This window comes from Friedmanniella luteola, from assembly GCF_900105065.1.
Lineage (GTDB): Bacteria > Actinomycetota > Actinomycetes > Propionibacteriales > Propionibacteriaceae > Microlunatus > Microlunatus luteolus.
The window spans coordinates 3903430-3926922 of the sequence record NZ_LT629749.1 but is presented as its reverse complement, the minus strand read 5'-3'; the positions used below and the strand labels follow the sequence as shown (position 1 = coordinate 3926922).

The 23493-nt window shown below is 73.8% G+C and carries 25 protein-coding genes and 1 pseudogene; 18 read left to right on the top strand and 8 right to left on the bottom strand.

The annotated features are described in order from the left end of the window. Positions 1-38 precede the first annotated feature (38 nt). The 3 genes from BLT72_RS18495 to BLT72_RS18485 are packed head-to-tail and all read left to right on the top strand — an operon-like array spanning position 39 to position 2164. Positions 39-1049, top strand: coding sequence for an SDR family oxidoreductase (locus BLT72_RS18495; RefSeq protein ID WP_091414709.1), 1011 nt, complete (start codon positions 39-41; stop codon positions 1047-1049). A gap of 26 nt (positions 1050-1075) precedes the next feature. Beyond that, a complete protein-coding gene (locus BLT72_RS18490) occupies positions 1076-1447 on the top strand; it encodes a hypothetical protein (protein ID WP_091414706.1) in 372 nt (123 codons plus the stop codon). A gap of 9 nt (positions 1448-1456) precedes the next feature. Continuing rightward, a complete protein-coding gene (locus BLT72_RS18485) occupies positions 1457-2164 on the top strand; it encodes a ZIP family metal transporter (protein ID WP_091414705.1) in 708 nt (235 codons plus the stop codon). Between the two features lie 3 nt (positions 2165-2167). Here BLT72_RS18485 and BLT72_RS18480 read toward each other — a convergent pair whose 3' ends face one another. After that, positions 2168-2725 carry a CGNR zinc finger domain-containing protein gene (locus BLT72_RS18480; protein WP_091414703.1) on the bottom strand — a complete coding sequence of 186 codons (558 nt, stop codon included), beginning with the start codon at positions 2723-2725 and terminating at the stop codon, positions 2168-2170. 118 nt (positions 2726-2843) lie between these two features. Here BLT72_RS18480 and BLT72_RS18475 point away from each other — a divergent pair, with 118 nt between their 5' ends. Both BLT72_RS18475 and BLT72_RS18470 read left to right on the top strand, forming a co-directional pair. Beyond that, complete coding sequence (locus tag BLT72_RS18475; RefSeq protein ID WP_091414702.1) at positions 2844-3029, top strand: hypothetical protein; 186 nt, start codon at positions 2844-2846, stop codon at positions 3027-3029. Then, positions 3026-3370, top strand: coding sequence for a LacI family DNA-binding transcriptional regulator (locus tag BLT72_RS18470; RefSeq protein WP_091414700.1), 345 nt, complete (start codon positions 3026-3028; stop codon positions 3368-3370). The genes BLT72_RS18475 and BLT72_RS18470 overlap by 4 nt, the downstream gene beginning before the upstream one ends. Here BLT72_RS18470 and BLT72_RS18465 read toward each other — a convergent pair. Together BLT72_RS18465 and BLT72_RS18460 are read right to left on the bottom strand one after the other, a co-directional pair. Further along, positions 3367-5187: an ABC transporter substrate-binding protein gene (locus BLT72_RS18465; protein WP_091414698.1), complete on the bottom strand. Its 1821-nt coding sequence runs from the start codon at positions 5185-5187 to the stop codon at positions 3367-3369. The genes BLT72_RS18470 and BLT72_RS18465 overlap by 4 nt on opposite strands. A gap of 38 nt (positions 5188-5225) precedes the next feature. Then, the gene (locus tag BLT72_RS18460; protein ID WP_091414696.1) at positions 5226-6155 is read right to left on the bottom strand and encodes a phytanoyl-CoA dioxygenase family protein; all 930 of its coding nucleotides are present in this window, start codon (positions 6153-6155) and stop codon (positions 5226-5228) included. 93 nt (positions 6156-6248) lie between these two features. On the opposite strand from BLT72_RS18460, the gene BLT72_RS18455 reads away from it, so the two are divergent. Both BLT72_RS18455 and BLT72_RS18450 read left to right on the top strand, forming a co-directional pair. Continuing rightward, positions 6249-7205: a helix-turn-helix transcriptional regulator gene (locus BLT72_RS18455; protein ID WP_157720561.1), complete on the top strand. Its 957-nt coding sequence runs from the start codon at positions 6249-6251 to the stop codon at positions 7203-7205. A 132-nt stretch (positions 7206-7337) separates the two neighbouring features. Continuing rightward, positions 7338-9005, top strand: coding sequence for a hypothetical protein (locus BLT72_RS18450; protein ID WP_091414693.1), 1668 nt, complete (start codon positions 7338-7340; stop codon positions 9003-9005). Positions 9006-9158: 153 nt separating this feature from the next. Here the strand turns inward: BLT72_RS18450 and BLT72_RS18445 are convergent, their stop codons facing one another. From BLT72_RS18445 to BLT72_RS18430, 4 genes and pseudogenes are all read right to left on the bottom strand, one after another. Next, positions 9159-9473: a hypothetical protein gene (locus BLT72_RS18445; RefSeq protein WP_091414691.1), complete on the bottom strand. Its 315-nt coding sequence runs from the start codon at positions 9471-9473 to the stop codon at positions 9159-9161. Positions 9474-9681: 208 nt separating this feature from the next. Beyond that, positions 9682-10311 (bottom strand): annotated as a pseudogene (locus BLT72_RS23610) (aminoglycoside phosphotransferase family protein); the annotation flags it as partial. A 163-nt stretch (positions 10312-10474) separates the two neighbouring features. After that, positions 10475-11032 carry a GNAT family N-acetyltransferase gene (locus BLT72_RS18435; protein WP_231930145.1) on the bottom strand — a complete coding sequence of 186 codons (558 nt, stop codon included), beginning with the start codon at positions 11030-11032 and terminating at the stop codon, positions 10475-10477. Between the two features lie 161 nt (positions 11033-11193). Continuing rightward, positions 11194-11913: a VOC family protein gene (locus BLT72_RS18430; RefSeq protein WP_091414690.1), complete on the bottom strand. Its 720-nt coding sequence runs from the start codon at positions 11911-11913 to the stop codon at positions 11194-11196. 246 nt (positions 11914-12159) lie between these two features. On the opposite strand from BLT72_RS18430, the gene BLT72_RS18425 reads away from it, so the two are divergent. The 11 genes from BLT72_RS18425 to BLT72_RS18375 all read left to right on the top strand — a co-directional run bounded on the left by BLT72_RS18425 (position 12160) and on the right by BLT72_RS18375 (position 23080). Continuing rightward, entirely contained in the window at positions 12160-13293 is a 1134-nt protein-coding gene (locus BLT72_RS18425) for an alcohol dehydrogenase catalytic domain-containing protein (RefSeq protein ID WP_091414688.1), read from the top strand. Then, complete coding sequence (locus BLT72_RS18420) at positions 13290-14135, top strand: triose-phosphate isomerase (protein ID WP_231930144.1); 846 nt, start codon at positions 13290-13292, stop codon at positions 14133-14135. The genes BLT72_RS18425 and BLT72_RS18420 overlap by 4 nt, the downstream gene beginning before the upstream one ends. 196 nt (positions 14136-14331) lie before the next feature. Next, a complete protein-coding gene (locus BLT72_RS18415; protein WP_091414685.1) occupies positions 14332-14991 on the top strand; it encodes a DUF2291 family protein in 660 nt (219 codons plus the stop codon). Then, on the top strand, positions 14988-16574 hold the full coding sequence (locus tag BLT72_RS18410) for a sugar ABC transporter ATP-binding protein (RefSeq protein ID WP_091414683.1): 1587 nt from the start codon (positions 14988-14990) through the stop codon (positions 16572-16574). The genes BLT72_RS18415 and BLT72_RS18410 overlap by 4 nt, the downstream gene beginning before the upstream one ends. Further along, the gene (locus BLT72_RS18405; protein ID WP_091414680.1) at positions 16574-17716 is read left to right on the top strand and encodes an ABC transporter permease; all 1143 of its coding nucleotides are present in this window, start codon (positions 16574-16576) and stop codon (positions 17714-17716) included. Before BLT72_RS18410 ends, BLT72_RS18405 begins: the two co-directional genes overlap by 1 nt. A 127-nt stretch (positions 17717-17843) precedes the next feature. Then, positions 17844-18848 (top strand): D-ribose ABC transporter substrate-binding protein, encoded by a 1005-nt coding sequence (locus BLT72_RS18400; protein ID WP_091414678.1) that lies wholly within the window; start codon positions 17844-17846, stop codon positions 18846-18848. A 134-nt stretch (positions 18849-18982) separates the two neighbouring features. Beyond that, complete coding sequence (locus tag BLT72_RS18395) at positions 18983-19786, top strand: DeoR/GlpR family DNA-binding transcription regulator (RefSeq protein WP_091414675.1); 804 nt, start codon at positions 18983-18985, stop codon at positions 19784-19786. A gap of 28 nt (positions 19787-19814) precedes the next feature. After that, positions 19815-21542, top strand: coding sequence for a dihydroxyacetone kinase family protein (locus BLT72_RS18390; RefSeq protein ID WP_091414673.1), 1728 nt, complete (start codon positions 19815-19817; stop codon positions 21540-21542). Between the two features lie 32 nt (positions 21543-21574). Next, the gene (locus BLT72_RS18385; RefSeq protein ID WP_091414670.1) at positions 21575-22048 is read left to right on the top strand and encodes a ribose-5-phosphate isomerase; all 474 of its coding nucleotides are present in this window, start codon (positions 21575-21577) and stop codon (positions 22046-22048) included. Positions 22049-22324: 276 nt separating this feature from the next. Then, positions 22325-22570 carry a hypothetical protein gene (locus BLT72_RS18380; RefSeq protein WP_091414669.1) on the top strand — a complete coding sequence of 82 codons (246 nt, stop codon included), beginning with the start codon at positions 22325-22327 and terminating at the stop codon, positions 22568-22570. Between the two features lie 3 nt (positions 22571-22573). Next, positions 22574-23080 carry a hypothetical protein gene (locus tag BLT72_RS18375; RefSeq protein WP_091414667.1) on the top strand — a complete coding sequence of 169 codons (507 nt, stop codon included), beginning with the start codon at positions 22574-22576 and terminating at the stop codon, positions 23078-23080. Between the two features lie 33 nt (positions 23081-23113). Here BLT72_RS18375 and BLT72_RS18370 read toward each other — a convergent pair whose 3' ends face one another. Continuing rightward, positions 23114-23413, bottom strand: coding sequence for a putative quinol monooxygenase (locus BLT72_RS18370; RefSeq protein WP_091414664.1), 300 nt, complete (start codon positions 23411-23413; stop codon positions 23114-23116). Between the last annotated feature and the right edge of the window lie 80 nt (positions 23414-23493).

The window sequence follows — 23493 nt, the reverse complement described above, 5'->3', positions numbered from 1 at the left end:
CGCGCGCACCGCCGGCCGGAGCACCGAGGAGGAGCTGGATGGCTGGACGTGTCGTCGTCGTGACCGGGGCGAGCGGGGGGATCGGCCGTGCGGTGGTGCGCGAGCTGGCCCGGCGCGGTGACCGGCTGGCCCTGCTGGCCCGCGGCGAGACCGGCCTGGCGGCCGGCGCCCGCGACATCGCGGAGCTCGGCGGCGAGGCGCTGGTGATCCCGGTCGACGTCAGCGACGCCGAGGCGGTGGACGCCGCCGCCGAGCAGGTGGAGAACCGGCTCGGTCCCATCGACGTCTGGGTGAACGTGGCGTTCACGTCGGTGTTCGCCCGCTTCGGCGACATCACGGCCGAGGAGTACCGGCGGGTCACCGAGGTCACCTACCTGGGCTACGTCTACGGCACCATGGCGGCGCTGCGCCGGATGAAGCTGCGCGACCGCGGCACGATCGTGCACGTCGGATCGGCGCTCGCCTACCGCGGCGTCCCGCTGCAGACCGCGTACTGCGGGGCCAAGCACGCCATCCAGGGCTTCCACGAGTCGCTGCGCACCGAGCTGCTGCACGACGGCAGCGGCATCCAGGTCACGATGGTCCAGCTGCCGGCGGTGAACACCCCGCAGTTCGGCTGGGTCCGCTCCCGACTGCCGCAGAAGGCGCAGCCCGTGCCGCCGATCTACCAGCCGGAGGTCGCCGCCCGGGGCATCGTGCACGCGATCGACCACCCGGGCCGCCGCGAGTGGTGGGTGGGCGGCAGCACCGTCGGCACGCTGCTGGGCAACGCCGTCGCCCCCGCCCTCCTCGACCGCTACCTCGCCCGGACGGGCTTCGCCGACCAGCAGGTCGACGAACCGGAGGAGGAGGGTCGCCCCGACAACCTGTTCGCGCCGCTGGACGGCGCCGGCGGCCGCGACTTCGGTGCGCACGGCACCTTCGACGACCGGGCGAAGGACGTCAGCGTCCAGCAGTGGCTGTCGCACCGTGCTGGTCCGCTGGCCGCGGGGGCGGGCGTCCTGGTGGCGGGCGGCCTCGCGGCCCTGGCCGCGGCCCGCCGCCGGTGAGCAGCCGGGCGGTCGGACTGGCTGGCGTGGGCTGGGGCGCCCTGCTCCTGGCGCGGGGCGACGGGCTGTGGCGGGCCCTCACCGGACGGGCCCCGTCGGCGAGCGAGCGCGGCGTCGTCACCGTGCTCGCCGTCCGGCACCTCGGTCAGGGTCTGCTGCAGACCCTGGCCCCGACGCGGCTGCCGCGGCTCTGGCGCGCCACCGACCTCGCCCACGCCGCGTCGATGGTCGCGCTCGCGGCGGCCGACCCGGCCCGCCGCCGACCGGCCCTGCTCAGCGGGGCGGTGTCGCTGGCCGCGGTCGCCGTCGCGACGCGGGAGCTCGCCGCCGGGCGGCCCCCGGTCACCGCGTCCGCCCCGCTGGCCACCCCCCGCCGCGCTCGTCGGCCCCGCGGCTAGCGTCACCGCATGCTTGCAGCGCTCGGCTGGGGCGCGGTCGCGGCCGCCTCCCTGCTCCTCGGAACCCTCCTCGCCCTCGGCCGCCGCTGGTCGCCGGGGCTGGTGGGGGGCGTGCTGGCCTTCGGGGCGGGGGCGCTCATCTCCTCGGTCTCCTTCGAGCTGGCGGGAGCCGGGCTCGAGGTCGGCGGCCCCGTCGCCGTCGCGGTGGGGGTGGCGGCGGGCGCGCTGGCCTTCTTCTTCGCCGACCGGGCGGTGGAACGGATCGGGGGCCGGAACGGCGCCGGCACCGGTGGCCTGCCGCTCGCGCTGGGCGCCCTGCTGGACGGCATCCCCGAGCAGGCGGTGCTGGGCATCGGGCTGGCCACGGGCGAGGGCATCAGCATCGCCCTGCTGGTCGCCGTCTTCGTGTCGAACCTGCCGGAGGCGATCGGCTCGGCCAGCGACATGCGGCAGGCGGGCACCGCCAAGCGCCGGATCCTCGCCCTGTGGAGCGCGGTCGCGGTCGTCTGCGTGCTGGCGACGGTGGGCGGTCACGCGCTGGCCGGCGTCGTGAGCGGTGACCTCAAGGCGGGCATCGACGGCTTCGCCGCCGGCGCGCTGCTGGTGATGCTGGTCGACCAGATGGTGCCGGAGGCCCGGGACAAGGCTGGGAACCGGGCCGGGCTGGCCACGGTGCTGGGCTTCGCCGTCGCCGCCGCGCTGTCCAACCTCGCCTGACCCTCAGCCGGTCGACCGGTTCTTGCGCGTCGCGTAGGCGCGCTGCATCTTGACGTGGTTCCCGCAGCCGGCCATCGAGCACCAGCGCCGCACCTGGTTGCGGGACGCGTCGTAGTAGGCCCAGCGGCAGGAGTCCCGGGCGCACACCTTGAGCCGCGGCCACGTGCCGTCCTCCCGGGCCTGCCGGACGGCGTCGAGCAGGCCGCCCAGGGCGGCGCCGAAGGCCGCGTCCCCGCCGGCGCCGAAGCGGTAGCCGGCTCCCTCGAACCTGACCCGCACGGGCACCCGGGCCAGGACCGCGTTGAGCGCGTCCAGCGCTCCGGGCTCCGCCTCGTGCCCGGCGTTCTGCAGCAGGACGCCGCGGAGACCCTCCCGGACCGCGACGGCGCTCACCAGGTCGGCCTCGTCCAGCCGCGCGCCGGCCGGCAGCAGCCCGTGCTCGGCCAGCCAGTCGCGCAGCGCTCCCGGGCCGGTCAGCGACTCGGCGTCCACCTGCGGCTCGCGGGTGTTCACGAAGTCCCGCACCAGGCGGACGGCCGCCGGCACCACGTCCTCGTCCACCTCGTCCCCTCCCACGCGCTGATAAGTCACTCCAGCGTAACCCCTTGACCGGTGTAAGAGCTCGTGCCACGTTGGTCACACCAGCCAAGTTGGTTGGCCGGTGTGAGAGGAGCGCACGATGGTCATCACCACCTGGGAGCGGGACGCGCTGCGTCCCGCCCGACGAGCGCGGGAGGACGCCCAGCCCGCCGCGCGGCGCCGCGTCGGGTCCAGCCGACCGGGCCGCCGTCGAGGGGCCGCCACCGGACGGCTGCTCGTCGAGCTGGCCCAGGCCTGCGCCTGGGCCCGGGTGCTCGGCGGATGAGCACGCTGGTCGAGGTCGCCGGCGCGGCCGGGGTGTCGACGCGGACCGTCGTCAACGTCCTCGCGGGTCACCCGCACGTCCGCGCCGAGACGCGGCGGCGGGTGCTGGCGGCGGTCGAGGAGCTCGGCTACCGCCCGGACCCGGTCGCCCGGACCCTGCGCCGGGGGAGCCCGGACGCGCTGGTCCTGCTCGTGCCCGACCGCGGCTACGACGGGCTCGCGCAGCGGCTCGTCGAGGCCGCCGTCGCGGCCGGCTGCCGGACGGTCCTGGACGCGGCCGAGCTGACGGACGACCAGCCGTGCCTCCTGGTCGTCCGCCCGTCCGGGCCCTCCCGGGCCTAGGTGCCGACCTTGGTGATCTTGAACAGCCAGCTGATGCCGGCGCCCTGCCACATCGGCGGGGCGTACGGGTTCTCCGCGGTGGGGAAGTTCGTCCAGTTCGAGGTCTGGAACTCGTAGAACTCCAGTGGGCGGTACATCAGCGGCACGACGGGGATCTGCTCGCGGTAGATGGTGTCGAGCGCGGCGTAGGCGGTCTTCGCCTCCTCCTCGCTGGTCGCGCCGGCCGCGGCGTCGAGCAGGCCCGGCACGTCGGGGTGGGAGAACCGGTTGTAGTTGTAGAAGGCGGTCTTGCCGCGGTCGGCCACCCCGCGGTCGTCGAGGGCGTCGCGGAACCGCACCCACGGGCTCGCCGGGCTGACGCCCGAGTAGGAGTACATGCAGAGGTCGAAGTCGCCGTTCTGCATGGCCTTCTGCATCGTCGGCGCCTGGGGGAACTTCGTCTCGATCCCGATCCCCACCGCCTTCGCGGACTTGGCGACGATCTCGCAGGCGGTGTTCCAGTCGGTCCACCCCGTCGGGGTGATCAGCTCCCAGCCGCCCAGCCTCGTGCCGTCCGGCAGGACGTAGATCCCGTCGGAGCCCTTCTCGGCGCCCACCTCCTCCTCGAGGATCCGCACCGCCTCGTCGGCGTCGTACGACCAGCCGTCGGCGTCGACGGCGGCCGCGTCGAAGAACTTCTCCTCGAACCCGCTCGGCACCACCAGGCTGGCCCGGGCGGGGTCGGAGTAGCTCGACATGGCCGTCGCCGCGATGTTCGGGTAGTCGACGGCGTGCGCGATCGCCCGCCGGACGCGCACGTCGTCGAGGCCTTTCCTGTCCAGGTTGAAGATCAGCAGCGGCAGGTTCCCGGGCAGGTAGTAGGGCTTCTCCTTCAGCCACGTGGCGACCGGCCGCTGCTTCTCCTCCCACATCTTCCAGATCTGCGGCGTGAACTGCTGGCTGGCGTCGATCTCGCCGCTCTGCAGCTTGATGTCGCCGTCGTTGCCGGTCTTGAAGATCGGGTGCACGATCGCCAGCGGGGCCGGCGTGCCGAAGGCCGTCGTGCCCCAGTAGTCGTCGCGGCGCTCCAGCGTGACCTGGGTCTGGTCGGCCTTGCCGATCCGGTAGGGCCCGCTGCCGACCGGTTCGAGGTTGGTCTCGGCGCTGATCTCGTCCTCGCTGATCGCGCTCCACACCGCCTCGGGCACGATCAGCACCTTGGCGATGGCGTCCCGCACGGAGCCCGGGTTGTACGGCGAGCTCTTCAGGGTGAACTGCACGGTGCGCGGGTCCGGGGCGGTGACGGCGTCCAGGTAGGTCCACACGCTCGAGCTGGAGGTGCTGATCTTGCGGGACAGCTCGAAGGTGAAGACGACGTCGGCCGCGGTCAGCTCGCTGCCGTCGGACCAGGTGGTGCCGTCCTGCAGCGGGACCGTGAAGGTCTGCCGGTCGGTCTCCTGCAGCTCGCGCCCGAGTCCAGGCTGCAGGGAGCCGTCGATGAGGTTGAAGCGCAGCAGCGTCTCGTAGACGAGCTGGCTCTGCCCGCCGCCGGCCGGCCAGGCCGGGGCCGCGCCGAACGGGTTGAAGTTGCCCGGCGGGCCCCACTGGAAGCCCGAGACGAAGAGGGTGTCGCCGGCGGCCCCCGGCCGGCCCTGCGCCGCGCCGTCCCCGGTGCTGCTGCCCGTCTGGGCCGTGCCGCAGCCCGCCGCCCCCAGCCCGAGGGCCGCGCCCCCCACGGCCAGGCCGGCGAGGGACAGGAACGAGCGTCGGCTGGGCGCCCAGCCGGGTGGCCCGGCCGGGGGAGCGGAGAACGGGACCGGGGCGGACGGACGGGGCATGGTTCCTCCTTGAACGGATGCGGGGTGGGGGAGCAGGGTCAGCGGTCGCAGCCGCCGTCCTTGTCGGGGCGGGAGTAGGGCTTGGCCACGTCGGCGGTGCCCTTCCAGGCGTAGGGGTCCTCACCGGCGACCATCACGATGTCGCGGTAGTCCGCCATCGCCATGTGCTCGCCGGCGCCCGGGGGGCGCCAGGGCAGTAGCGACTCCGCGCTCATGTAGTGGTTGGCGAGCGCCCGGCGGTAGCCGTGCCGCCCCGAGTTCTCCAGCGAGCGATGCAGCAGGTAGCCGTTGAAGACCAGCGCCGTGCCGGCCGGGATCTCCACCGGCACCGACTGCTCGTCGGTGTAGGGGAAGTCGTAGGCCTCGCTGCTGCAGTCGAAGCGCGGGTCGTCCTGCTCGCGCTCGGGGTAGATGACGCCGCGGCGGTGCGAGCCGGGCAGCACCCACAGGCAGCCGTTCTCGACGGTGGCGTCGTCGAGGGCGATCCAGACCGCGGTCAGCGAGCGGTCGCGGGTGGGGATGAAGTACTCGTCCTGGTGCCAGGCCTGGCCCGGCTTGCCCTCGGACTTCACGAAGAGCATGGACTGCATGGCCTTGACGTTGGGGCCGACCACCGCGACGAGGGCGTCGACGACCCGGGGCGTGCTGAGCGCCGCCAGCGCGGGCGGCGACACCTTGTGCGGGTAGTGGATGCAGAGGTACTTGCGGAGGACCTCCTCGTCGTTGAGGTCGGTGACGGTCGCGTCGCCCTGCTGCTCGTTCCAGCCGTAGCCGATGTCGCCGTAGTCGCCGCGGCACAGCCGCAGGGCGTCGGCGTTGACGGCCGCGACCTCCTCGGCGGTGAGGGCGTTCGCCAGCAGGGCGAAGCCGTGCTCGGCATAGTGGGCGACGAAGGCCTCGTCGACGACGTCGAAGAGCGGCAGGGCCGGGCGGTCGGTCGCGGGGCGGGAGGTCAGCAGGTCGGTCATGGCAGGCTCTCGGGTCGGGAACGGGTACTACCTCACCCTCGCAGCGGCCCCGGCTGGAGTCGATGCCCGGAACGCGCCGATTACTATCTGATCGTGACCAGCGAGGCGGAGCCCGCCGGGCCCGGGCCGGCTCCGGCCGACCCGGCACGGGAGGTCGCCCTGCCGACGGTGTCGGTCGACGGGGCCGGCGTCGTGCAGGTGGTCGACTACCAGCCCGGCTCCAGCTACGGGCCGCGCGAGCTGGCCGACTTCGAGTTCTTCTGGCTGCTGCAGGGCTCCGCGGCCTGGACGGTGCACCAGGGCTGCACCACCGTCGCCGCCCGGCCCGGCCGGTCGCTCACGCTGCGGCCGGGCACGCTGCTGCTCGCCCCGGCCGGCGCCGTCGACTCGTTCCGCTGGGACCGCGACGTGGTCTCCCGCCACGCCTGGGCGCACTTCCGCGTCGAGGACCCGGGCTCGCTGCCCGACCCGGCCGGCTGGCCGGTGGTCCGCGACCTGGCGGGCGCGCCGGTGCTGGCGGGGCTCTGCCGCTACCTGGAGGACCTGGGCGCCCAGCAGTCGGCGGCCGCCCGCGCCCGCAGCGACCAGCTCCTCGGCCTGCTGCTCGACCTGTTCGTCCGGGGTCCCTTCGAGGAGCCGTCCGCCGCGGTGCCGGAGCCGGTGGCCGCGGCCGTCGAGGCCGTGCGCCGGACCTGGGCGGCCGACGGCGTCCGGCTGGTCGGGGTGGAGGAGCTGGCGGCGGCGGCCTGCGTCTCCACCGGTCACCTGTTCCGGGTGTTCCGGCAGCACTACGGCTGCGGCCCCGCGCGGGTGCTCGAGCTGGTCCGGCTGTCCCGGGCGGCGGTGCTGCTGCAGCGCAGCAACGCTTCCCTGGCCGAGGTCGCGGCCGCGACCGGCTTCGCCAACGCCTACCACCTGTCCCGCCGCTTCCGCACCGCCTACCGGGTCCCCCCGGGCACCTACCGCCGCCGGCACGCGACCGCCGACCCCGTGGTCCCGCTCCGGGAGGCGGGGCTGCTCCCGCTCGCCCACGTGCTGGCCGAGGCCTGAGCGGTCCCGCTCCGGCGCGTCGCGCGGGGCTCGGCGGACCGCGGCCGGGGTGCGAGACTGGTGCTCGTCGCTGGCACCCCCGGACCAGCGCGCTCTCGACGACGGCGTCGCGAACCATCGGAGGGAGCTCCCATGCTCGTCCCACGCCCACGCACCACCGCCCTGCTGGTGGGCACCGCGACCGCCGCCGTGGTCCTCGCCACCGCCGTACCGGCCACGGCGGCCGTCACCAGCGGCCCCGCCATCACCCTCCGCGGCAGCAGCAGCGCGAGCAGCACCACGGGCCAGTCGGTCACGGTCGCCAAGCCCGCGGGCACCGTGGCGGGCGACGTCCTGGTCGCGCGCGTCGCGAACCGCGGTGACGTCTCGGCCGCGATGACCTCCGCCGGCTGGAGCACGGTCGGCTCCACCCAGAGCGCGGCCCTGCTGAAGTCGGTCGTGCTGGTGCGGGTGGCCCGCGCGGGCGAGCCGGCCAGCTACACCTTCGACGTCAGCGAGCCCAGCAACCTCGCCGCCAGCGTCACGGCGTACGACAACGTGGACAACGCCGACCCGGTCGACTCCTTCGCGGGCCGGGTCAACGGCAACCTCGACCTCTTCACCACCCCGGGCGTCACCAGCACCGTGGGCAACGCCATGGCGGTCTGGTTCGGCACCCAGCTCTACTCCGGCACCGACTGCGTGGCCGACGCGATCACGCCGCCGTCCGGCCTGACCGAGGTCCTCGACGACTGCCTGGCCCCCGGCGGCAGTGGCCTGGCCATCGACGGGGCGCAGCGCCAGCTGGGTGCCGCCGCCACCCGCTCCGGCTGGGTCGGCAGCTCGGACTTCCTGCGCACCAACGTCACCCAGGTGCTCACCCTCCGGCCCGCGGCGAAGGTGCAGACCGCCAGCCGGTACGCCGGCAGCTCCGTCGACGTCGGCAAGCTCTGGGAGGGCTACGACCTGCTCGGCAACCGTGACACCGCGCTGAGCGACGCCACCCTGCACGAGCCCTCCGGTCTCGCGGCGAGCCGGGTCAACGAGGACGTGCAGTACGTGCACAGCGAGTCCGACGTGCCGGGCATGGTGGCGGTCAGCACCAGGACCGCCCGCGTCCTTGGCCGGTACGACGTCGCCATCCCCGACCAGTGGGACTGGGAGGACATCGCCACCGGGCCCTGCCCCGCCGGCAGCTGCATCTTCGCCGGGGACATCGGCCGCGCCAACGGCAAGCCCAACCCGCCGTCGACCTTCGCCGTGTACCGGGTGGCCGAGCCGGACCTGGCGGCCGGGGAGACCCGCGGCACGCTCCGGGGCGACTGGTTCCGGTTCCGCTACCCCGACGCGCCGCACAACGCCGAGGCGATGATGGTGCACCCGGTCACCGGACGCATCTACGTCATCACCAAGGAGGAGGACGGCCACAGCGGGGTCTACGCCTTCCCGGCGACGCTGCCCGCGCCGTCCTCGACCACGGTGACCACCCTGAGCAGGGTGGCCACGCTCGACGTCCCGACCTGGGGCGGCGACCCCGGCGACACCCACGCGGCCACCTGGTTCGCGCAGGTGACGGCCGCGTCCATCCACCCGGGCGGTGACCGCTTCCTGCTCCGCACGCCCTACCGCGTGTACGAGTACCGCGCCCCGGCCGGCAGCTCCTTCGAGTCGGCCTTCGACGCCGCCCCCGTCACGCTGACGGCCCCCTCCGGCGAGAGCCAGGGCGAGGCGGTCGAGTACGCGCCCGACGGCTCGGCCTACTACACCCTCGGCGAGCGCGAGGCCCCGCCGTTCACCCTGAAGCGCGTCGACCGCCGCTGATCGTCCCCGCGCCCTGAGCCTGCCGCGGCGCCCTGAGTTCGTCGAAGGGCCTTCGACAGGCTCAGGCCGCGGGGCGCGGCTCAGGCCGCGGGTGGCAGGCTCAGGCCGCGGGTGGCAGGCTCGGGCCGCGGGTGGCAGGCTCGGGCCGCGGGTTCAGTCGCGGTCGACCAGGGCCCAGGAGGCGCCGGCGCTGACGGCGGTGACGGCGAGCACGGAGGGCCAGGCGCCGACCTTCTTCGCCAGGGGGTGCGAGGCCCCGAAGCCGAGGACGTACACCGCGGCCAGCGCCGCGGTGACCGCCGGACCCCGCTTGGCCAGCCAGGTGCGGCCGGCGAAGACGCCCGCCGCCCCCAGGACGACGCCACCGAGCGGCCGGAGGCCCGTCTCCCGTGCCGTCAGGTAGCCGCCGAGCAGACCGAGGGCGACCACGGGTGCGGTGGACAAAGACCGGGCGGGGGAGAGCGGCATGCGGCGACCCTAGCGTGCCGCCGGCCCCTCGCCCGGCGACGCCCGCCGACCCCAGCTCGGCCAGCCGTGCGGCCATCACCTGGCGGCCCGCGTCGCTCCCGTAGCCGAGGAAAGGGGGCCAGGCGAGGAGCAGCAGCCGGAGCTCCGCGGCGTCGAGGGCCGCCCGCAGACCGTCGTCGAGCCGGAGCCCGCGGGCGTCGGCGTAGGCGGCCGTCATGACCGCCCTCGGGGGACGGGCGCCGTCGAACTCCGCCCGCTGCCAGAGGAAGACCAGGTCGCCCAGGCCGTCGCCCAGCCCGGTCTCCTGCCAGTCCACCCAGAGGGGTCGGTCCGCGGGTCCGCGCACGAGGTTGCCCCGGTGGCAGTCCCCGTGGACGAGCACCGGGCCGGGCCCGCCGGGGGTCGCCCACGTCAGCCGCCGCGCGGCACGGTCGGCGACCGCGGCCCCGCCGTGGCGCTCCCACCCGCGGCGGGCGGCGGCGATCTCGGCCGGACCGGCCGGGGTGGGCGGTCCGGGCCATCGCCCGGGCGGGACGGGCAGCCGGTGCAGGCGCCCCAGGTCAGCGGCCACGGCGGACCAGTCGTCGTCGGACAGCGCCGGCGCGGGCGGGTAGGGGTCGTGGGCGGCGAGCAGCAGTCGGACGACCGTGCCGTCGTCCCGCGCGGCGAGCAGGTCGGGGTGGGAGCGCGCCCGCTCCCCACCCACCCGGTAGAGGGCGAGCTCGCGCCGCGCACGCTCCCGCCAGGCGGCGTCCGCCGTCACCTTCAGCACGGCCGGCCGGCCACCGGTCTCGACCAGGGACACCCGGGCGCCGGACCGGCCACCGGAGAGCAGCACCACCGGCGCCGTCGGCTCCGGGCGGCCGAGCGCGGCGAGGTCGCCCGCGACCCGGGCCTCCGGCGTCGCGGGTGCAGGGGGGTCAGCCACTGCCGTCCGGACCCGTCGCGCGCGCCATGTCCTCAGGGTGGGGCCGGGCCCTGACAGTTCTCCGTCCGGCTCCTCAGGCCGGAGGTGGCCGGAAGCCCGGCGGGGACCAGAAGGCCACGTGGTCGGCGAGCGGGTGCGCGGCCGGCAGGGTGGGGTGCTGGTAGCGGGAGTGCTCGACGAGACCGAGTCGCCGCATCACCGCCTGCGAGCGGACGTTGCCCACCGCGGTGATGGACCAGACCGTGGTCAGCCCGACCGGGCCGAAGGCCACCCGCAGGGCCTCGGCGCCGGCCTCGGTCGCGTAGCCGTGACCCCACGCGGCGCGAGCCAGCCGCCAGCCGACCTCCATCCCCCCGGCGCCCGGCGTCCCGTCCGGCATCGGGTTGAGGCCGGCGAAGCCGAGGAAGGCCTGGTCGTCCCGCCGCTCCAGGGCCCAGAGGCCGAAGCCCTGCGTCGTGAACCGCTCCTCGATCCGGTCGACGAGGGCGTCGCTCGCCGCGCGGTCCAGCGGGGCCGGGAAGTGCAGCATCACCGCCGGGTCGGCGTTCATCGCCGCGAAGGGCTCCCGGTCGGCCTCCCGCCACCGGCGCATCCGCAGCCGGGGAGTCACGAGCTCGTCGAAGCGCGGCACCGGACGACGGTAGCCGGTGTCCCGCCGGCGCGCAGCGCGGGCGCTCGGCGCCGTCAGGCCTCCGCGCGCGCGAGCCGGACCAGGGCGCGCGTGGCGGCGCCCGCGCCGGGCGCACTCCTCCTCGATGCTCTGCCGGGGCGTCCGCCCCCACGAGGACCCGGTCACCCCGGACCGCCGGTGGGCTCGGGACCCAGCACCTGCCGGGCGTGCTCCAGCCCGTCGGCGAAGGCGACGGCGCCCGCGGCGTCGAGGCCGGCCCGGAGCTCGGTGAGGACCCGCGCCGCCTCCGGCCGACGGCCCAGCCGGACCAGCAGCTCCACCCGGTAGAGCAGAGCGGGGACCCTCTCCGCCGGTCCGGCCCCGCCGTGCCGGGCCAGCCCGCGGTCCAGCACGTCGAGGGCCTGGGCGTCGTCGCCGCGGGCGTCGCCCTGCCGCGCGGCGACCTCCAGCACCCGGGCGAGACCGGTGGACCGCGTGCCCGCCTCCTCCTCGACGTCACCGGCCCGGTAGAAGCGCAGCCAGTTGCCGCCGACGTCCACCACCGAGAACCCGGCCGCGGTGCCCTGCTTGCGGCGGGGCCGGAGGATGCGCGGGATGCCGGCGGAGGGCAGCCGCCCGTAGGCCGTGCGCAGGCCCGCCGCGAACGCGGCGTAGAGCTGCTCGGTGTCGGGCACCACCACGATGACGCTGCCCAGCGACGTGGCCGGGTCGACCCCGTCGACGCCGGACAGGTGCAGGGCGATGTCCCCCCGCTCCACGACGGCGTAGGGGTTCGGCCGCAGCTGCCGGTAGGTCCGGCGGAAGCCGAGGGCGGCGTAGAAGGCGAGGGCGGCGTCGAGGTCCGGCACCGTCAGCACCGGGTGGGTCCGCTCGCCGGCCATCCCGCCATGGTCCGCGCTGCGGCGACCGCCGTCCAGCGCCGCCCGCCGGCGGACCGCCGTCCCGCTCCATCTTGTCGCTCCGCGCAGAGACTATTTCAGGAGTGGATGACAACAATGCACTGATTCTGGACAGAACCGGGGCCAGTGGCTAGCGTTCTCCCGACGTGCGGCCGCGCCGCGCGCCGCTCCGGCCGCCGCACCCGGCGGCCCAGGGCCCGTACGACCGAACAGCATGGAGGCTGAACGATGTCCGCAGCACCGGCCGAGAACACCACCACCCCCGAGTCGGCCGTCAGCGGCCCCCGGTTGCCCGAGACGATGCAGGCCGTCATCGTGCACGGCCCCGAGAACTACCAGCTGGAGACGGTCGCCGTGCCGCGCCCGGGGCCCGGCGAGGCCCTGGTCAAGGTCGAGGGCGTCGGCATCTGCGCCAGCGACCTGAAGTGCTACCACGGCGCCCCGAAGTTCTGGGGCGACGCGAACCGTCCGGCCTGGGCCGAGACCGAGGTCATCCCCGGCCACGAGTTCGTCGGGACCATCGTCCAGCTCGACGACGAGGCCGCGCAGCGCTGGGGCGTCGCCGTGGGCGACCGCGTCGTCGCCGAGCAGATCGTCCCCTGCTGGAAGTGCCGGTACTGCCTCGACGGCAAGTACTGGATGTGCCAGCCGCACGACATGTTCGGCTTCAAGCGGCGCACGCCGGGGGCCATGGCGGAGTACATGCTGTTCTCCAAGGACGCCCTGGTGCACCAGGTCTCGGCCGACCTGCCGCCCGCCCACGCCGCCTTCGCCGAGCCGCTGTCCTGCGCGCTGCACGCCGTCGAGCGGGCCGACATCCACTTCGACGACGTCGTCGTGGTCGCCGGCTGCGGGCCGATCGGGCTGGGCATGATCGCCGGCGCGAAGTCGAAGAACCCGAAGCTGGTCATCGGTCTGGACATGGCGCAGGAGAAGCTGGACCTCGCGCTCGAGTGCGGGGCCGACCTCGTGATCAACATCGGTCAGGAGGACGCCGTCGCCCGGGTCAAGGAGCTGACCGACGGCTACGGCGCGGACGTCTACATCGAGGGGACCGGCCACCCCTCGGCGGTGGGCCAGGGCCTCAACCTGCTGCGCAAGCTGGGCACCTACGTCGAGTACAGCGTCTTCGGCAGCGACGTCACGGTCGACTGGTCGATCATCAGCGACGACAAGGAGCTCGACGTCCGCGGTGCGCACCTCGGTCCGCACTGCTGGCCCGCCGCCATCCGGATGATCGAGTCCGGCCGGCTGCCGATGGACAAGATCTGCACGCACCAGCTGCCGCTCGCCGACTTCCAGAAGGGCCTGGACCTCGTCGCCAGCGGCAAGGAGTCGATCAAGGTCTCGCTGATCCCGTGACCTCCACGGTCGCCGGGGGCGTCGCCGCAGCGGCGCCCTCCGGCTCGCCGTACCCCGCGGTCCCGCCCGCCGGGACGCTCTGGGTGGGCACCAGCTGGAAGATGAACAAGACCCTCGGCGAGGCGGCGGCCTTCGTCGACGCGCTGGTCGCGGCGGAGCTGCCCCCTGGCGTGCAGCCCTTCGTGCTGCCGGCCCACACGGCGCTCGCCCACGTCCGGGACCGGCTGCCCGCCGGCTCGCCGGTGCTGCTGGGGGCGCAGAACGCGCACTGGGGTCCCGAGGGGGCCGGCACCGGGGAGATCTCGATGCGGATGGCGGCCGACGCCGGCGCCCGGCTGGTCGAGATGGGCCACTCCGAGCGCCGGGCCGACTTCGGCGAGACCGACCGCACCGTCGCTCTCAAGGCGGCCGCCGCCCTGCGGCACGGGCTGCTGCCGCTGATCTGCGTCGGGGAGCCGCTCGAGGTGCGCGAGGCGGGGGGAGCGGCCGACTTCGTCGCCGGCCAGGTGCGTGCCGCCCTGGCGGAGGTGGGACCGGACGACGTGGGCCGCGTGCTGGTGGCCTACGAGCCGATCTGGGCGATCGGCGAGCACGGCCGTCCCGCCACCCAGGACCAGATCGCCCCGGTGATGGCCCTGATCGTCGAGGTGGTCGCCGCGTGCGCGGGCGGCGGGTCGCTGCTGGCGCTGCTGTACGGCGGTGGCGTGCACCCCGACAACGCGGAGGAGCTCCTCACCGACCCCAGCACCGACGGTCTCTTCGTCGGCCGGGCCGGCTGGGACGTCCAGGGCTACCTGCGGCTGCTCCAGCTCTGCGCCCCGTTCGCCCGCCCGCGCTTCTGACGCGCCCTCTCGACGGCCGACTCGGCCCCCGGTGCTCATCTGCGCATCTGCAGGTCACGCTTCTGCACCAGGAACCGAAAACTTTTCAGAACCGATTGCAATACTTCCGACGACTCCGGTAGGTTCTCGGCGTCCGGCCACGCCGGGCCACCGGACGCCGCGCCGCTGCTCGTCCGCCAGCTTGAAGGAGCACCTGATGCAACGAACGCATCGCACCCGCAACCGCATCATCGGGGCCGTGGCCCTCGTGGTCCTGGTGGTCGCCATGGCGCTGAACACCAAGTTCCTCACCCCGGCCGAGGTGGCGGCCATCGCCCCGAAGCCCTTCGACCCGGCCGCGATCGCCGCGGACCTGTACGCGAAGGCCGGCGAGGAGCTGCCGGACCGGGCCCAGCCGCTGGGCGAGGTCGTGCCGGCCCTGCAGGCCGACGTCGCGGCCGCCGCTGACAAGTACGAGGCCACCTCACCGGCCGAGAAGTCCTACGTGTTCCCGGTCGAGCTGACGGGCACCGTGGCCGAGGCCACCGACGCCTCGCTGCGCCTGGAGGTCGACGGCGTGCCCGCGCAGACCCCGGTCATCGTGCCGCTGAGCAACGCGGTCAACGGCAGCGTCATCCGCGACCTGATGGGCTTCAAGTTCGCCGACGCCCCCGGCCAGACCGGCTACCAGTACGTGGGCGATGAGATCAAGAAGCTGATGCTCGCCTCGATCGAGTCCAGCGTGCCCGACCCGGCCAGCCTCGAGGGCAAGCAGGTCACCGTGGTGGGGGCGCTGGGCGTCCAGGCCACGGGCAGCACCGTCCCGCGGGCGAAGCCGCTCAACGTGCAGCCGGTCACCATCGAGGTGGGTTCGTGACCGCCGGCACCGTCGAGGTCCCGGCACCGGCCGCGGACGAGGCCGGCGAGGTCGTCCTCCGGGCCGTCGACATCGCCAAGACCTACGGGGTGACCCGGGCCCTCAAGGGCGTCAACTTCGAGGTCCGCCGCGGCCAGGTGACCGTCCTGTTCGGGGAGAACGGCGCCGGCAAGTCGACGCTGATGAAGATCCTCTCCGGCGTCGAGCAGCCCTCGGCGGGCCAGCTGCTGCTGGACGGCGAGCCGGTGACCCTGGCCGGGACGACCGACGCCGTCGAGCGCGGCATCTCGATCATCCACCAGGAGCTGAACCTCTGCGCGAACCTGAGCGTCCGCGACAACATCTTCATCGGCCGTGAGCTCCGGACCCGCGCCGGCGGCATCGACTACGCCCGCGAGCGCGAGATCACCGAGGACCTGATGCGCCGGCTGGAGGAGCCGATCAAGGCCTCCACCCTGGTGCAGGACCTCCGGGTGGGGCAGCAGCAGATCATCGAGATCGCCCGGGCGCTGGCGGCCGACACCCGCATCCTGATCATGGACGAGCCCACCTCCGCGCTCAGCGCGAGCGAGGTCGACGTGCTGTTCAAGGTCATCCGCGACCTGACCGCCAACGGCGTGGCCATCGTCTACATCAGCCACCACCTCGAGGAGGCGATCGAGATCGCCGACCACGCCGTGGTGTTCCGCGACGGCGACCTCGTCGCGACCGCCAGGGCCGAGGACATCGACCTCAGCTGGGTGGTCCGCCAGATGGTGGGTCGGGAGGCGGACTACGACTTCCGCGACGAGCCGCGCGAGTACGGCGAGGTCGCGCTGTCCATCCAGAACGTCACCGTCGCCGAGCTGGACACCGGCCGGGTGGCGGTCAACAACCTCTCCCTCGACGTGCGCCAGGGCGAGATCGTCTGCCTCTACGGCCTGATGGGTGCCGGCCGGACCGAGCTGATGGAGGCCCTGGCCGGTCGCGACCCGCTCTCCGGCGGCCGCGTGCTGCTGGGCGGCACCGACCTCGCCGGGCGCGGGATCGCCGAGCGGATCGAGCTCGGTCTGGGCCTGGTGCCGGAGGACCGGCAGCGCGACGGCCTGGTGCAGATGATGAGCGTCGGCGCCAACCTGTCGCTGCCCAGCCTGCTGTCCACCGTGAAGCGCTGGTTCCTCAGCCGCACGGCCGAGCGCGCCGCCGTCGAGCGCGAGATCTCCGACGTCCGCGTCAAGACCGCCGGTCCCGGGGCGCTGATCACCTCGTTGTCCGGGGGCAACCAGCAGAAGGTGGTGATCGGCAAGATGCTGCTCACCGACCCCAAGGTGCTGCTGCTCGACGAGCCCACCCGCGGGATCGACGTCGGCGCCAAGGGCGAGATCTTCTCGCTCCTCTTCCGCGAGGCCGCCCGCGGCCTCGGCGTCCTCTACGTCACCTCGGAGGTCGGGGAGGCCCTGACCGCCTCCCACCGGGTCCTCGTGATGAGCAAGGGCCGGATCGTGCGCGAGTTCGACCCGCGCACCTGCACCCGTGACGACATCATGGCCGCCTCCGGCGAGCACGAGCCCGACCCCCAGCAGCAGCCGAACGGAGCCCACTGATGAGCACCACGACCACCGCCCCGGCGCCCTCGGGGGCCGGCCCCACCACGAGCGGCGGCGCGCCGGCCCGGTCCTTCAACCTCAACGCCGTCCTCATCGAGGGCCGCGCGCTGATCGCCCTGGTGATCATCGTGGCGATCTTCGCGATCATGAGCGACAACTACCTGACCACGGGCAACCTGACCACGATCACCAAGCAGGTCGCGTTCAACGCCATCGTCGCGCTGGGCATGCTGATGGTGATCCTCAACGGCGGCATCGACCTGTCGGTCGGCTCCACCGTGGGGCTCACCGCCGCCGTGGCCGGCAACCTGTTCCGGGGGCTCGACCTCCCGCTGACCCAGGCGATCATGTTCCCGCAGGTGTGGGTGATCGTCGTCCTCTCGGTCGCGGTCGGCATGCTCGTGGGCTGGGTGAACGGGTTGCTGATCGCCAAGCTCAACCTGGCCCCGTTCATCGTGACCCTCGGCATGCTCTACGTGGCCCGCGGCCTCACCCAGGTGCTGCTCAACGGCCAGAACATCACCAACGAGCTCAGCGGCCAGCCCTACCTGGGCAACACCGGATTCTTCGAGGTGTTCGCCAGCCGGCCGCTGGGCCTGCCGATCTCGGCCTGGGTGATGATCATCCTGGCCGTCGTCTTCTCGCTGCTGCTGACCCGCACCCCGTTCGGCCGCTGGCTCTACGCCACCGGCAGCAACGAGCGCGCCGCCCAGCTCTCCGGGGTGCCGGTCAAGCGGGTGCAGACGCGGATCTACGTCATCTCCGGCTTCTGCGCCGGCGTGGTGGGGATCCTGCAGATGGCCAACATCAGCTCCTCCACCGCCGACCTCGGCCAGTTCTACGAGCTGAACGCGATCGCCGCGGTGGTCATCGGCGGCGCGGCCCTCTCCGGCGGCCGCGGCACAGTGCGCGGCACGATCATCGGGGCCTTCGTCATCGGCTTCCTGGCCAACGGCCTGGTCATCGTCGGCGTCTCGCCCTTCTGGCAGCAGGTCATCACCGGCGCCGTGATCATCCTGGCGGTGGCCGTCGACCAGATCCAGCAGATCATCCAGCGACGACGGAGCGCCCGCCGCGCCGTCGTCAACGCCAAGGCGGCCAACCGGGGCAGCACGCCCCCAGCGGCCAGTCCCGCCTGAGCCGGTCACCGGCCCAGCACCCGTCCGACCCGCCGGCGCACGCCGTCCGCACCACCCGTCCGGGGAGATCCCCGGCCGGTCCCAGGGCCCGTCCACACCGCCGTGCCCCACCCTGAAAGGAACACCCATGCGACCTCGCCTGGTCCTCCGCACCGCGCTCGCCAGCGCGGTCCTGCTCAGCCTCGCCGCCTGCGGGGGCGGTGGCGGTGACGCCGCCGAGCCCGCCGCCTCCGGCGCCTCCTCCTCCGCGGCCGGTGCCGCCGGCGGCACCATCGCGATCATCACCGTCGACCCCTCGAACCCGTACTGGAAGGCCGAGACCGACACGGCCGTGGCCGAGGCCGAGAAGCTGGGCTACCAGACCACCACCAACGCGCACGAGAACGACCCGGAGACCCAGAACAGCCTGATCGAGACCGCGATCAACGACAAGGTCAAGGGCGTCGTCCTCGACCCGGCCGGGGCCGACGAGAGCGTCGCGGCCGTGCAGAAGCTCGTCGACGCGCAGATCCCGGTCGTGCTCGTCAACGCCGAGATCAGCAAGACCGGCCTGGCCAAGGCGCAGATCGTCTCCAACAACGCCCAGGGTGCCGTCGCCGGCGCCGAGGCGTGGGCCGAGGCGATGGACTACAAGGGCACCTACGTCGAGCTGCTCGGCAAGCCGAGCGACAACAACGCCCAGGTCCGCTCCGACGGCTACAAGTCGGTCATCTCCCAGTCCCCCGACCTCAAGAAGGTCGGCGAGGAGATCGCCAACTGGGACCGCCAGGAGGGCCAGGAGAAGATGGAGTCGCTGCTGTCCAAGAACCCGGACATCGACGGCGTCATCGCGGGCAACGACGAGATGGCCCTCGGCGCGATCAACGCGCTCAAGGAGGCCAAGAAGCTCGACCAGGTGAAGGTGCTCGGCTTCGACGGCAACCAGGACGCCGCCGACGCGGTGGCCAAGGGCGAGATGGTGGCCACGGTCCTGCAGCCCATCGTCGAGGGCACCACGAAGGCCGTCGAGCAGCTCAACGGCGTGCTCACCAACGGCCAGACCGGCGTGCCGGACGAGAAGCAGGCCATCGACTGCGTCCTGATCACCAAGGACAACGCCGACAAGCTCGACAACTTCGTCCTCAGCGAGTGATCTCCTGAGACGCGGGCGGCGGACCTGGGTCCGCCGCCCGCGTCGCAGCACCGGACCCGGGGTACCTCCCGGTCCGGGCCCGGCGGCCCCGCACGGACGAGGACCGCGACACCTTCGAGGAGGAACGGTGGACGATGACGGCAGCTGAGACGGGCTCCCCGCGCGAGCGGAAGACCGAGACCCGCAAGCGGCTGATCACCGAGGCGGTGCTGGACTCCGGCTCGGCCACCGCGCAGGACCTGGCCACCCGCTTCGGGGTCAGCATCGTCACCATCCACCGGGACCTCGACGAGCTGGAGCGCCGGGGCGTGGTCCGGAAGTTCCACGGCGGCGTCACCGCGCAGCCGTCCGGCATCTTCGAGTCGCAGATGTCCTACCGGCTGGCCACCATGACGTCGGAGAAGCGGGCGATCGCGGAGACGGCCCTGCAGCACGTCCACCCCGGGATGTCGATCCTGCTGGACGACAGCACGACCACCCTCAAGATGGTCGACGGGCTGCCCGACCGGGCGCCGCTGCACGTGGCCACCACCTTCGTCGCCGGGCTGCGCCAGCTCAGCGAGCTGACCCACGACCACAACCTCACGGTCATCGGCATCGGCGGGCGCTACGACGTCGCCCACGACTCGTTCGTCGGGGTGCAGACCAACGAGCAGGTGCGCGGCCTGCACGTCGACGCCGTGTTCATGTCCACCTCGGCGGTCTCGGCCACCGACATGTTCCACCAGGAGGAGCAGATCGTCGCCCTCAAGCGCGAGATGCTCAACTCCGCCAGCAAGAAGTACCTGCTCGTCGACCACACCAAGCTGGGCCGCCTGGCGCTGCTCAAGATCGCCTCGCTGACCGAGCTGGACCTGATCATCACCGACGCCGGCGCGGACCCGGAGGTCCTCGCGGCCTGGGCCGCGGCCGGGATCGACTACGCCGTCGCCTCGTGAGCGTCGGACCGAACTGCCGGGAGGCGCCATGACCCACGTGCACAACGACCCCGCCGACTTCAAGGACCAGATCCTCCGCGGCTTCGCGGCCGCGTACCCCGCGCACGTGGAACGGGTCGAGGGCGCGTCCGGCTTCGTCCGGGCCGGCGGGCCGGGGGAGGGCAAGGTCAGCCTGCTGGTCGGCGGCGGCTCGGGGCACTACCCGTCCTACAACGGCGTGGTGGGCACCGGCTTCGCCGACGCCGCCGTGCTGGGCGACCTCTTCGCGTCGCCGTCGGCCGAGCAGGTCTACCGGGTGGGGCGTGCGGCCGACGGCGGGGCCGGCGTGGTGCTGTCCTTCGGCAACTACGCGGGCGACCGGCTGAACTTCGCCGTCGCCGCGGACCGGCTGCGGGCCGACGGCATCGACACCCGGATCGTCTACGTCACCGACGACATCGCCTCCGGCCCGGCCGACCAGCGCGACCAGCGTCGTGGCATCGCCGGCACTTTCACCGTCTACAAGATCGGCGGCGCCGCCGCCGAGGCCGGCCTCGACCTCGACGGGGTCGAGCGGGTGATGCGGGCGGCCAACGCCGTCACCTCGTCGTTCGGCGTGGCCTTCGACGGCTGCACCATGCCGGGTGCCGACGCCCCGCTCTTCCACGTCGAGCCCGGCCAGATGGACTTCGGGCTCGGGATCCACGGTGAGCCGGGGATCAGCTCGGCGCCGTGGATGCCGGCGAGCGAGCTGGCCGCGCAGCTGGTCGAGAAGGTGCTGGCCGAGCGCCCCGACGGCGTGAGCGGCCGGGCCGCCGTCCTGCTCAACGGTCTCGGCGCCACCAAGTACGAGGAGCTGTTCGTGCTCTTCGGCGACGTGGCCGCCCTGCTCGCCGACGCGGGGGTCGAGCTGGTGGCCCCGGAGGTCGGCGAGCTGGTCACCAGCCTGGACATGGCGGGCTGCTCGCTGTCGGTGACCTGGCTCGACGCCGAGCTCGAGGGCTACTGGACCGCCCCGGCCGACACCCCCGCCTTCAAGCGCGGCAACGCCGTCCGGACCCAGCGCAGCACCCCCCGCCGGCGGGCGGTGCCGGAGAGCGAGGCCGACGCCGCCGAGGAGGCCAGCGAGGCCTCCGTCGCCGCGGCCGCCGTGGCCCGGCGGGCCGTCGCCGCCCTGCAGGCCGTCGTGGAGGAGCACAAGGAGCAGCTGGGCCAGCTGGACGCGGTGGCCGGCGACGGCGACCACGGCATCGGCATGTCCCGCGGGGCGACCGCCGCCGCCGAGGCGGCCGAGCAGAGCCGGGGCGGGGTGCAGACGGTGCTCAGCGCGGCCGGCGCGGCCTTCGGCGACCGGGCCGGCGGCACCAGCGGCATCCTCTGGGGCGTCCTGCTGGACGGGATCGGCCAGGGCCTCGGCAACACCGAGGAGGTCACGACCGCCCGCGCCGTCGAGGCCGTCCGCGCGGCGGTGCAGAAGCTGCAGACGTTCAGCAAGGCCGAGCTGGGCGACAAGACCATGCTCGACGCGCTGTTCCCGTTCGTCGACGCCCTCGAGGCGGAGGTGCAGGGCGGTGCTGCGCTGGGGCCGGCCTGGCGGCGTGCCGCCGAGGTGGCCGTCCGGGCCGCCGACGAGACCGCCGCCCTGACCCCGCGGATCGGCCGGGCCCGCCCGCTGGCCGAGCGCAGCGTCGGCACGCCCGACCCGGGCGCGGTCTCCCTGGGGATGATCGTGAGCGCCGTCGGCGTTGTGCTGGATGAAGCCCCCTCCGCGAGCTGACCCTCGTCCCCCCACCACAGAGAGATCCCCACATGAGTGACAAGATCCGCCTGCTCGTCGGCAGCGACAGCGCCGGCTTCGACTACAAGGACGCCATCTACGCCGACATGCAGGCCGACGACCGGGTCGAGGTCGTCGACCTCGGGGTCTACGCCGGTGACCTCGACGGGGGCTCCTACCCCTCCGTGGCCATCGCGGCCGGCGAGAAGATCCGGGCCGGCGAGGCCGACCGCGCCATCCTGTTCTGCGGCACGGGCATCGGGGTGGCCATCGCCGCCAACAAGGTGCCGGGCATCCGCGCCACCGTCGCGCACGACTCCTTCAGCGTCGAGCGCTCGATCCTGTCCAACGACTGCCAGGTGCTGACGCTGGGGCAGCGGGTCATCGGCCTGCAGCTCGCCCGTCGGCTGGCCAAGGAGTGGCTCGGCTACGTCTTCGACCCGAGCACCCCCTCCGGCCCCAAGGTCGACGAGATCGTCGAGTACGAGGACTCCCTCACCGGCTGAGCTGTGTCTCCCGTCCTCGCTCCGCTCGGACGCGGACCGCGCTCCTGGCCTCCGGGGTTCGTCCGTCGCCGGGCAGGACGAAGAGCGTGCCCTGCCCGGCTCCTCCTCACCACGGAGGTGCGCGGTCCGGTGGTGGTGGGCGGCACCTTGACGTCGGTCGGGCCCGAACGGATGCTCCGGAGCCTCCCGTCGGACGGACGTTGCATCCACGACGCGCTCCGGATCTGTAACGCGGGCGTCTGCACCTGGCAGGCGCACCGACGACAGGAGTCTCCGATGACCTCGCAGCCGACCGAAGGCCACGCCCAGCCGACCGAGGGCACGGGTGGTGCCGAGCCGCAGTCCTGGACCCAGCTGGGCAAGGAGATGTGGTCCTACCTGACCGGCCGCGGCGCGGCCATCAACTACAAGCTCATCGACATGACCGTCGAGGTGCCGCGGGACACCGGCGCCGACGCGCCCCGGGCCACCTGGAAGCTCGACGGCACCCTGCAGATCACCACCAGCGACGACGCGTCCTGAGCGGTGCCGACGACGTCCACGCCCCGGGGCGGCCGGCTCCGGGTCCGGGCTGACCTGACCTTCTCCGTCGACGTGCCCGACCGCTCGGCCCGCCCGACCCGGTGCACGGGTCGGGTGGAGGCCGACGGCGGTCACGACGTCACGGTCAGCTTCACGCCGATGCCGTCCCTGGGCGGGACGTCGACCCGGCCGCTGGTGCGGCCGCTGGCCGAGCGGCTCGACGAGCTGGGCCTCACCCTGCTGGTGCAGGGCCCCGACGGACCGCTGGTCCGCCTCGGGGCCGGTGTCCACGCGCCCTGGTGGCAGTGGCCCGCGACCCGCAGCAGCCGGATCGAGCTGCTGTCCCGACGGGCGCTGGCCCGGTCGCTGCGCGGCCCGCGGGTGTTCGAGGTGGCGCTGCCGCCGTCGGCGGTGCTGCCCACGGTGACCGACCGCCAGCGGTCCCGGCGTCGCCGCGTCGCGGTCGCCCTGCGCCAGGCCGGCCGTGGGGTGGCCCGTCGTCGGCGCTGAGCGGCGCCCTGCCCCCGGACCGGCGCCGGTCGGCTAGGTGCCGCTGCCGGTCGGGGTCAGGAACTCCACCCGCGCGTCGACCAGCAGCGCGTCCTTGGCCTGCAGGAAGTGCGCCGTGTGCGGCTGCCGCTCGTGCTCGGCGTGGGCGTCGCGGTCGCGGTAGGACTCGTAGAACAGCCGCGAGAGCGGGGCGTCGTGGACGGTGTGGACGGCGTAGGTGAGGGTGCCGGGCTCGTGCGCGGCGATCTGCGGCAGCAGGTCGGCGACCAGGGCGTCGAAGCGGGCGGCGGCGTCATCGTCGGTCAGGTTGAAGCGGACGACCAGGGCGAACACGGGTGCTCCTCGGGTGGATGGCGCTGGGACGGCGTTCGCGGGGGCGACGGCAGGATCTTCTCAGGTGGGCGCCGCGACGG